The organism is Bradyrhizobium altum, from assembly GCF_020889705.1.
Lineage (GTDB): Bacteria > Pseudomonadota > Alphaproteobacteria > Rhizobiales > Xanthobacteraceae > Bradyrhizobium > Bradyrhizobium altum.
Window position 1 is genome coordinate 1 of sequence record NZ_JACMYP010000327.1, and the last position, 8,475, is coordinate 8,475.

Sequence of the window (8,475 nt, forward strand, 5' to 3'; positions counted from 1 at the left end):
CCGCAGCGCCTGTGCGTCCGGCGCCGCCGGTGATGCGCGTCTCGCGCGAGGCCGACGAACCGGATGACGGTCCGATCGGCGACTGGCAGACCGAAGCCAACAATTTGGTGCGCATCCGGCTCTGCGGCGTGGCGCTGTGCGGCTACGCGCTCGACAGGACCACGCGCGATCTCGGTGAAGCCGTGCTGATCAACATGAAGCCGAAGAACGGCGCGCGCTGGAATGGCGGCGTGTACAGCCAGGACAGCGGCAACATCCGTTACGGCACGATCGAATTGAAGGGCGCCGACAGGCTGCGGGTCTCGTTCTGCGCGCTCGGCCGCGTCTATTGCACCGGTGCCGACTGGGTCCGCGTCTCGCACGCACGGCAGCGCGTGATCACGCAGGGGCAGCCTAGGGGTGAGCCGCGCTCCTGAACGCGCAGCTGTCCAATTTGTAACCGGATGCCCTCGAACCGTTTGCCGCCTCGTGCGCGACCGATAGAGGTCAGCACTATCCTCGCAAGCGATGGAGGCAAACATGAAACGCCTGAGCCTGGTCGCGCTGCTGCTCGCCGGCAGCGTCGCCGCCGCCCATGCCGACAACTACATCTACACCAACATGTCAAAACAGAAGCGCGGCGACGACGCGCTGCATGCCACGCCGCGGTGTGCGATGCGCAGTTCGGCGCGCCGCAGAACGGCACGCCGACGTCGCGGCAATACAAGAGCTGCATGCGCGCCCGCGGCTGGCGCTTCAGCCACACCATTCGCGAGCCGCGCCGGCGCGACGACGGCTATCCCGATCCCGACAATCCCGGCCTCGTCTGCCACGATTTTGCGATCGGCGGTATCACCGGATCGAGCTGTTCGAATTTTTCAGATGATGACGAGGCGCTTCCTGGTCCGTCACCCTGAGGAGCGCGAAGCGCGTCTCGAAGGGTCGACGGCCCCGCTGGTAGCCGTGCATCCTTCGAGACGCGCTTCGCGGCTCCTCCAGCGACAACGCCGAAGCCGTTGCGCGGGGACGACGGGGTGGTAGCGTCGATGAGAAAGCAAAGCGCCCGGCGGGCGCGGCCGCCGGGCGCTGAACTCATGGCCTGTCGAATTGGTCTAGAACACGCCGAGAATGATGGCGCCGACGAAGGCGAACGCGATGTACGCGGCCACAATGCTCAGCTTGCTCAGCAGAGGACTCGCGAAATCCATTGGGAAGCTCCCTTGGCTCACAACGCTGCCCGCATTAACGCAAAAGCTAGCAAGAGGTTCCTGGCCGAAAAAGTCAGCCTTGCTGCCAAGCTCGATGCTCCCCTGTGATGCCGCATTGCGATGCGTGGCTCAAACAGGCGGCGAATCAAGACGTTGAAGCACCCGCAAATAAATTCCGCGGCGTTGCGGGTTGCGGTCAGGCTGCCGGTCCCGGATACCGTCTGTCATGTCTCAGCAAGATTGTGGTGCTTTGAAACACAATCAAAAGGTGAACGACGATGCCGGGCACAGGATGTCGAACCTCAATGCATGGCGATCACCTCGCTCCGCTGCGACGTGATGCGAAGCATTCGCCACAGTTGATGACACAACGAGATCGATGCGGTCGCGCGAATTGCCCTGCCGGGTTCCGCCGCATGGTTAAAGACACCTGAAATCAAACAGTCGAAATGCGTTGAAGAGTCTTTAATCAAATTCGCAGAACCTCCGCGCCATGACGCGTGGAGTTCGTTTGTATCTCGTCGGCTCCCTTGTCCTTGTGTCGCTTGCTGGTTGCGGCCGCGGTCTGTTCCAGACTGCCGAGCGCGAACCGTGGCGGGCCGAGGCCGAGGCCGCATGCCTGAAATCCGGCGCAGTCAAGGAAGGCCCGGACCTCGTCCGCATCGATCCGATTTCCGGCCCCGGCGTTTGCGGTGCCGAGTTTCCGCTCAAGGTCGCCGCGCTCGGCGAAGCCAGTTCGGCTTACGGATTTGCCGACGACAGCCTGCGTCCACCGGCGTCGGTCGGCAACCAGCCGCGTTGGCCGATCAATCGTCAGCCGGGCCCGCCGCCCGCGCAGGCGCCGCACTCCGAACAGGCCGTCGGCCAGCCGAACTATGGCAGCCAACCGAACAGACCGGTGTCGCTGTCGGCGCCCGGCGTCCCGCCGCAGCAGGGCGAGATCGACCTGCCGCCGGACGGCTCGCCCGATGCCAGCGGCGAGCGACCTTATTATCCTGGCCTGCGCAGTAATCCGCAGCGCGAGGGCGCGACCGCGCCTTATTCTCCTGCGCCGTATTCGCAGCAACCGCCAGGCGCGCCACTGCCGCCACGGCTCGGTCCGTCGAACGGCAATCCGGTGATGACGGTCGGCCCGGTCGCAGTGAAGCCTGCCGCAACGCTGGCGTGCCCGATCGTCTCGGTGCTGGAGCGCTGGCTCGCCGATTCCGTGCAGCCGGCGGCGCAGCGCTGGTTCGGCGCGCGCGTCGTCGAGATCAAGCAGATCTCGGCCTATTCCTGCCGCGGCATGAACGGCAATTCGCACGCGCATATTTCCGAGCACGCCTTCGGCAATGCGCTCGATATCGCGGCCTTCACGCTCTCTGATGGCCGGCGCATCTCGGTGAAGGATGGCTGGAAGGGCCTGCCGGAGGAGCAGGGCTTTCTGCGCGATGTCCAGGCCGCCGCCTGCCAGCAATTCACCACGGTGCTGGCGCCGGGTTCCAACGTCTATCACTACGACCACATCCATGTGGATCTGATGCGCCGGGCCAGCCGGCGCCTGATCTGCCAGCCCGCTGCCGTCTCCGGCGAAGAGGTCGCGGCGCGCGCCGGCGGCCGTAGCCCCTATGCAGCGCGCGAACCTTATGTCACAGGATCGCTTGGCGGCAGAAAGCCGGCTCCGCGGGGTAAGGCGGGGGTCAACGAAGAAGACGAATTCGCCGACGAATAGGACGCGTCTGATACCCGTATTTGTACTGGGGGTGCCGTGCAAACGGTAGCCACTATTTGCTGCATATGCTCGCTGAGCCGGGCGCACCCGGCTGATTTCTGGGGGATAGCTTTGCAAGACGTGCCGATCATTCTCGTCATCGAAGACGATCGTGATCTTCAGATGATGGTAGAGGACGCCCTGAGGGACGGCGGCTATGAGCCGGCGATCGCAGGCTCGGGGGAGGAAGCCCTGACGCTGCTGAAGGCGTTCCGAACCAAATACAGTGCGCTGGTCACCGACATCCGCCTGCTTGGCCGGCTCGATGGCTGGCGGGTGGCGCGCGGCGCCCGCGAGATCGATCCGTCATTCCCTGTGCTCTACATCACCGGCGGCGGCGGCGACGAGTGGCCGACTCGGGGCGTGCCGGACAGCGTGCTCCTCAACAAGCCGTTCTCGCCCGATGAGCTGGTCGCGGCCGTGACGAAGCTGCTCAAGAACGGCGCGCCGGCCTGACGGCGGTCCCGAGCGGCCTGCCGCGCGTGGTGGGCTGTTTGGGGCGGGCGCCTGTTCCGTCTTTATAAGATCTCGTCGCGGTTGTTCTCGAATTCATACGTCCTCGCGCTCATCTTCGCCGCAACAGCCGGAGAACGAAGATGACGATCTATCGCGCCTATATCGTCGGACCGCACAGCCGATCCATCGGCGTGGTCAACATGGATTGCAGCGACGACGATGCGGCCGTCACGTCGGCCAGCCGTCTTGTCGACCGCCATGATGTCGAACTGTGGCAGATGGATCGGCCGGTGGCCAGGTTCGACGCCTGTTCGAAGCAGGTGTTCCGGAAGTAGTGCGACACCGCGCAGCAGACCAGCGCGCAGACTCACAAGCGGGCGGACAGTCTCGATCCGCCGAAGCAGTCATTCAACTGAACGTCTCAGCCGCGAGCACGCGAGTTGTTTCCGGAAACGACGATCGCCCGGACAACAAGTGCGATGCGTTCGTTGCGCGCGCCGGGCCTAACTCGGCCTGAACGTTCGAGTGCAGCGAGCCCATGGAGGGCTGCCCAAAAAGTCTCGGTCACGTCAGCTACCTCGACGCAAAACGGCGCGACGACCGCCGCGAGTGCTTCGAAACCGGCCCGCAGTTCGGGTCTGGTGCCAGCTTCGGCGAACCGCAAATCCGTTGGCAGGACAAACATGGCGTCGTAAAGCGCGGGACGATCCAGCGCAAAAGCGAGATAGGCCAGGGCGACATTCTTGAGGGCGTTTCGTCCTGTCGATCCGCTCGCTGCTTCGCGAAGTGCGGCCGTGAGTTCGTTGAAGCCCTCGACTGCAACTGCCGCAACAATCGCATCCCGGTTCTTGAAATGTGAGTAGAGGACGGGCTGGCTATATTCGATCTCGTCGGCGAGACGGCGGACCGTAACGGCATCCCATCCTTCGCGCTCTGCGATCGCCCGCGCTGCCGCGACAATGCGGTGCTCGCGCGCAGCCCGGTCCCTGCCTTTCCGCTCAGCGGCACCCAATCCCCGATCCCCCGCACCTGGAAGGCCCAAATAGATCAATATCATACCGATGCTTGACATTCTAGCAATGCTATTTATCTAGCAGTGCTAGAGTTCTTGAGCTAGATGAGGACGTGTGATGCATTGGCTTGCGCTCGGAACGGGATTGCTCCTGGCCCTGGGAATTATCGCGATCGGCACCCTCTATGTCGCGAGCCCGACAACCGCGACACGCAGTTTCGGCCTGCCGCTTCCTGAAAATGGCACCAACATCGCTTGGTGGCTTCGCCCCAAGGGGGTGCGCGACATTGTGGCCGGACTGGTCGTCTTGGCGTTCATGGTGTTCGGCGCGCCGCGCGAGGTCGGCATCATCCTGCTGGTTGAAGCCTTCATCCCCATCGGGGACATGTTGCTCATTCTTGCCGCGAAAGGCTCCACCAAAAGTGCCTTCGGCATTCACGGTCTCACGGCGGTAATCATGGTCCTTGCGGCTATGCCCCTGATCGTTGGAGTGCCCTGAGGTGACGCATGCTCTTTCGATCTGGCTGCTCGCTGCCGGCTTCTTTGGCGCAGGCCTCTTCAATGCGATCAGCACGTCAGCGACCCAAGGCGATTTCGCTCGGTGGGGCTACCCGCGCTGGTGGGGCATTTTGACCGGTGGGCTGGAGATGATAAGCGCTGTTCTGATTGCAATTCCCGTCAGTCGGGTTGCTGGCCTCGTGCTTGGCGCGGCCATCATTGCGGCCGCGATTTTCACCGTTCTGCGCCACCGTGATTTTTCTCATCTTGTGCCACTTGGCGTCTTTGTCGTCTTGATGGCTGTTGCCGCGACCTCGTCCTGAGCGCCGCCCGGGTGTCGCGCCGCGCGATCCCTGATGATAGACGTTGCTTCAGGTTCGTCATCAAATGGGATCTCGGTCATGACAGCAAAGAAGGTCGCACTCGTCACCGCAGGCGGCAGCGGCATGGGAGCGGCGGCGGCGCGGCGGCTTGCCGCAGATGGATTTCGCGTTGCCATCCTGTCGTCGTCGGGCAAGGGCGAGGCGCTGGCCGGCGAGCTCGGCGGCATCGGCTTCACCGGCTCGAACCGTTCGAACGACGATCTGAAGCGCGCCGTCGACGGCGTAATGGCGCGCTGGGGCCGCATCGATGCGCTGGTCAACAGCGCCGGCCACGGCCCGCGCGCGGGCGTGCTGGAATTGACCGACGAGCAGTGGCACACCGGTCTCGACGTCTATCTGATGAACGTGATCCGCCCGACACGTCTCGTCGCACCTCACATGCAGGCGCAGAAGTCGGGCGCGATTGTCAACATCTCCACCGCCTGGGCTTTCGAACCGAGCGCGATGTTTCCGACCTCTGCGGTGTTCCGCGCCGGGCTCGCCGCGTTCACAAAACTGTTCACCGACCGCTACGCGGCCGACAACGTCCGCATGAACAATGTGCTGCCCGGCTGGATCGACAGCCTGCCGGCAACCGACGCGCGCCGCGACAGCGTGCCGATGAAGCGCTACGGCAAGGCGGAGGAGATCGCCGCGACGATCGCGTTCCTCGTCTCCGACGGCGCGGGCTACATCACCGGCCAGAACATCCGCGTCGATGGCGGTTTGATGCGGTCCGTGTGAGCACGACTGCGAATCCGTCATCCTGAGGAGCGCGCTCTTGCGCGCGTCTCGAAGGATGCACGGCCCCCGATGCCGCAGCCGGGCCATCCACCCTTCGAGACGCGCTACGCGCTCCTCAGGGTGACGGATCTAGATTCGAGCGCTCGACTTTGACACGGCCTTGCCGCAACCTGCCAGCTCATCAGTTGCGTCTACGCGCTGCGCGTCGCACTCCAGGCCGCGCACGCCATAATTGCGGCGACCTCAGATTGCGTTTGTCGTGATGACAAACTGAAAGCGCAGGGCTAGCCTTCCGTCAAATCAAAACATACGGGAGGAATGGCATGCCAGACGCAGCAGTTGCAGCACGCGCTTCGGACTCCACGCACAGCGGAATCGCGCAGCAGGTCGACGTCGCAGTCGTCGGCGCCGGTTTCGCCGGTCTTTATCTGCTGCATCGGTTGCGCAAGGCGGGTTTCTCGGCGGTTGCGCTCGAAGAGGGCGCCGATGTTGGCGGCACCTGGTACTGGAACCGGTATCCCGGCGCGCGCTGTGACATCCAGACCATCGATTACAGCTACACGTTCGATCCCGAACTCGATCAGGCGTGGACCTGGTCGGAGAAGTACGCGACCCAGCCGGAAATCCTGCGCTATCTCGGCTTCGTCGCCGACCGCTACGATCTCCGCCGCGATATCAGGTTCGGCACCAAGGTCACGCAGGCGACCTGGGACGACGCGACCGCGCGCTGGCAGATTGCGACCAACAACGGCGCCAACGTCTCGTGCCGCTACTACATCATGGCGACCGGCTGCCTGTCGTCGCCGAAGCCGCCGGAGATCGACGGCGTCAAGGATTTTAAAGGCGCGATCTATTTCACCGGCCGCTGGCCGCATCAGGGTGTCGACCTGAAGGGCAAGCGCGTTGCCGTGATTGGCACCGGATCGTCTGGCATTCAGTCGATCCCGTTGATCGCCGATCAGGCCGCGCAACTCACCGTGTTCCAGCGCACGCCGAACTTCGCATTGCCGGCCGGCAACGGTCCGGCGCCGGAAGATCGCAAGAGCTTCTTCGAGACCGACCGCGCGGCCTATCGCGACCAGGCGCGCTGGTCGATGGCCGGGGTGCCGTATCCGCAGCAGACCGTGGTGAGCTGGCAATTGAGCGACGCCGAGCGCCGCGAGCGGTTCGAGAAGGCGTGGGCGGCGGGCGACCTCGTCCACATCCTGACCCAGCTCTGGGCCGACCAAGCGGTCGATGTCGACGGCAACCGGCTGGTCGGCGATCTGATCCGCGAGAAGATCGGTGCAGTGGTCAAGGATCCGGAGACCGCCGCGGCGCTCACCCCGCACGATCATCCGTTCGGCGCCAAGCGTCCCTGCCTCGATACCAATTACTACGCGACCTACAACCGTCCGAACGTGACGCTGGTCAATCTGCGGCAGGAGCCGATCAAGGCGATCACCGCCGGCGGCATCTCGACCGACAAGCGCAGCTTCGATGTCGACGTCATCGTGTTCGCCACCGGCTTCGACGCGATGACCGGCGCGATCATGGCGGTGCATCCGATCTCCGGCCGCGGCGGCAAGTCGCTGTCGGACGTCTGGGCGCACGGACCGCAGACCTATCTCGGCGTCACCGTCGCCGGCTTCCCCAATCTGTTCATGATCACCGGTCCCGGCAGCCCGTCGGTGCTGTCGAACATGGCTGTGTCGATCGAGCAGCATGTCGACTGGGTGGTCGAGCGCATCGCCGCGCTGCGCGACGCTGGCTTCACCACGATGGAGGCAACCGAGACCGCGCAGGCCGGCTGGGAGCGCCACATGGCCGATTGCGCCACGCTGACGCTGCACAGGCTCGCCAACACCTGGTACACGGGCGCCAACGTGCCGGGCAAGCCGCAGGGCGTGATGCCTTATACCGGCGGTGTCGGTCCGTATCGCAGCATCTGCAACGAGGTGGTCGGGCGCGGCATGCTCGGCTTCAAGCTCTCCGGGCCCAGCGTTGCCGAGCAGTGCAATGACGGCGAGGTGGTGCGTTTGCAGCCGGATGTGCGGCTGGTGCTCAACATGCTCGGTGAGATGAACCTGCCGCCGATCGAGACGATGGGCGCGCAGGGCGCACGCGACTTCCTCAACGAGTTCAACAAGGGCCGTCCTGCCGGCCGCCCGGTCGGCGAGGTCGGCACCGGCGTGTTGCAGGGCGCGGATGGTCCGTTGCCCTACAAGCTCTACCGGCCAGCGACGCCGGGGCCGCATCCGATCGTGGTTTATTTCCACGGCGGCGGCTGGGTGCTCGGCGACGAGCTGTCGGATGATCCGTTCTGCCGCGATCTGTGCCGGCGCACCGGCATGATCATCGTCAGCGTCGGCTATCGCCACGCGCCCGAGCATCGCTTCCCGGCTGCGGCCGAGGACGGCTATGCGGCGACGCGCTGGATCGCAGCCCACACCGCCGAGCTCGGCGGCAGGGCAGGGCCGGTGCTGA

10 protein-coding genes are annotated in these 8,475 nt (G+C 64.6%); 9 read left to right on the forward strand and 1 reads right to left on the reverse strand.

From position 1 onward, the window contains the following. From H8B02_RS41990 to H8B02_RS42010, 5 genes are all read left to right on the forward strand, one after another. Nucleotides 1-416, forward strand: a 416-nt coding sequence (locus H8B02_RS41990; RefSeq protein WP_229171550.1) for a DUF2147 domain-containing protein, incomplete at its 5' end; no start/stop codon positions are given. Between the two features lie 231 nt (nt 417-647). Further along, nucleotides 648-896 (forward strand): hypothetical protein, encoded by a 249-nt coding sequence (locus H8B02_RS41995; RefSeq protein WP_229171552.1) that lies wholly within the window; start codon nt 648-650, stop codon nt 894-896. A 784-nt stretch (nt 897-1,680) separates the two neighbouring features. Then, nucleotides 1,681-2,898: an extensin-like domain-containing protein gene (locus H8B02_RS42000; RefSeq protein WP_229171553.1), complete on the forward strand. Its 1,218-nt coding sequence runs from the start codon at nt 1,681-1,683 to the stop codon at nt 2,896-2,898. A gap of 111 nt (nt 2,899-3,009) precedes the next feature. After that, nucleotides 3,010-3,393, forward strand: coding sequence for a response regulator (locus tag H8B02_RS42005; protein ID WP_050403215.1), 384 nt, complete (start codon nt 3,010-3,012; stop codon nt 3,391-3,393). Nucleotides 3,394-3,533: 140 nt separating this feature from the next. Next, the gene (locus H8B02_RS42010; RefSeq protein WP_229171555.1) at nt 3,534-3,728 is read left to right on the forward strand and encodes a hypothetical protein; all 195 of its coding nucleotides are present in this window, start codon (nt 3,534-3,536) and stop codon (nt 3,726-3,728) included. An 86-nt stretch (nt 3,729-3,814) separates the two neighbouring features. Here the strand turns inward: H8B02_RS42010 and H8B02_RS42015 are convergent, their stop codons facing one another. Next, nucleotides 3,815-4,405, reverse strand: coding sequence for a TetR/AcrR family transcriptional regulator (locus tag H8B02_RS42015; RefSeq protein WP_229171557.1), 591 nt, complete (start codon nt 4,403-4,405; stop codon nt 3,815-3,817). A 118-nt stretch (nt 4,406-4,523) separates the two neighbouring features. On the opposite strand from H8B02_RS42015, the gene H8B02_RS42020 reads away from it, so the two are divergent. From H8B02_RS42020 to H8B02_RS42035, 4 genes are all read left to right on the forward strand, one after another. Beyond that, nucleotides 4,524-4,904 carry a DUF4267 domain-containing protein gene (locus H8B02_RS42020; protein WP_229171558.1) on the forward strand — a complete coding sequence of 127 codons (381 nt, stop codon included), beginning with the start codon at nt 4,524-4,526 and terminating at the stop codon, nt 4,902-4,904. Nucleotide 4,905: 1 nt separating this feature from the next. Next, on the forward strand, nt 4,906-5,226 hold the full coding sequence (locus H8B02_RS42025; protein ID WP_229171559.1) for a DoxX family protein: 321 nt from the start codon (nt 4,906-4,908) through the stop codon (nt 5,224-5,226). 78 nt (nt 5,227-5,304) lie between these two features. After that, nucleotides 5,305-6,009, forward strand: coding sequence for an SDR family oxidoreductase (locus tag H8B02_RS42030; RefSeq protein ID WP_229171561.1), 705 nt, complete (start codon nt 5,305-5,307; stop codon nt 6,007-6,009). Nucleotides 6,010-6,332: 323 nt separating this feature from the next. Further along, nucleotides 6,333-8,475: alpha/beta hydrolase fold domain-containing protein (locus H8B02_RS42035; protein WP_229171563.1), on the forward strand; the 2,143-nt coding region annotated here is incomplete at its 3' end.

Excerpts from the sequence above, each read along its gene's own strand:
- H8B02_RS42000 (WP_229171553.1), top strand. The coding sequence starts at position 1,681 with ATGACGCGTGGAGTTCGTTTGTATCTCGTCGGCTCCCTTGTCCTTGTG.
- H8B02_RS42010 (WP_229171555.1), top strand. The coding sequence starts at position 3,534 with ATGACGATCTATCGCGCCTATATCGTCGGACCGCACAGCCGATCCATC.
- H8B02_RS42020 (WP_229171558.1), top strand. The coding sequence starts at position 4,524 with ATGCATTGGCTTGCGCTCGGAACGGGATTGCTCCTGGCCCTGGGAATT.
- H8B02_RS42030 (WP_229171561.1), top strand. The coding sequence starts at position 5,305 with ATGACAGCAAAGAAGGTCGCACTCGTCACCGCAGGCGGCAGCGGCATG.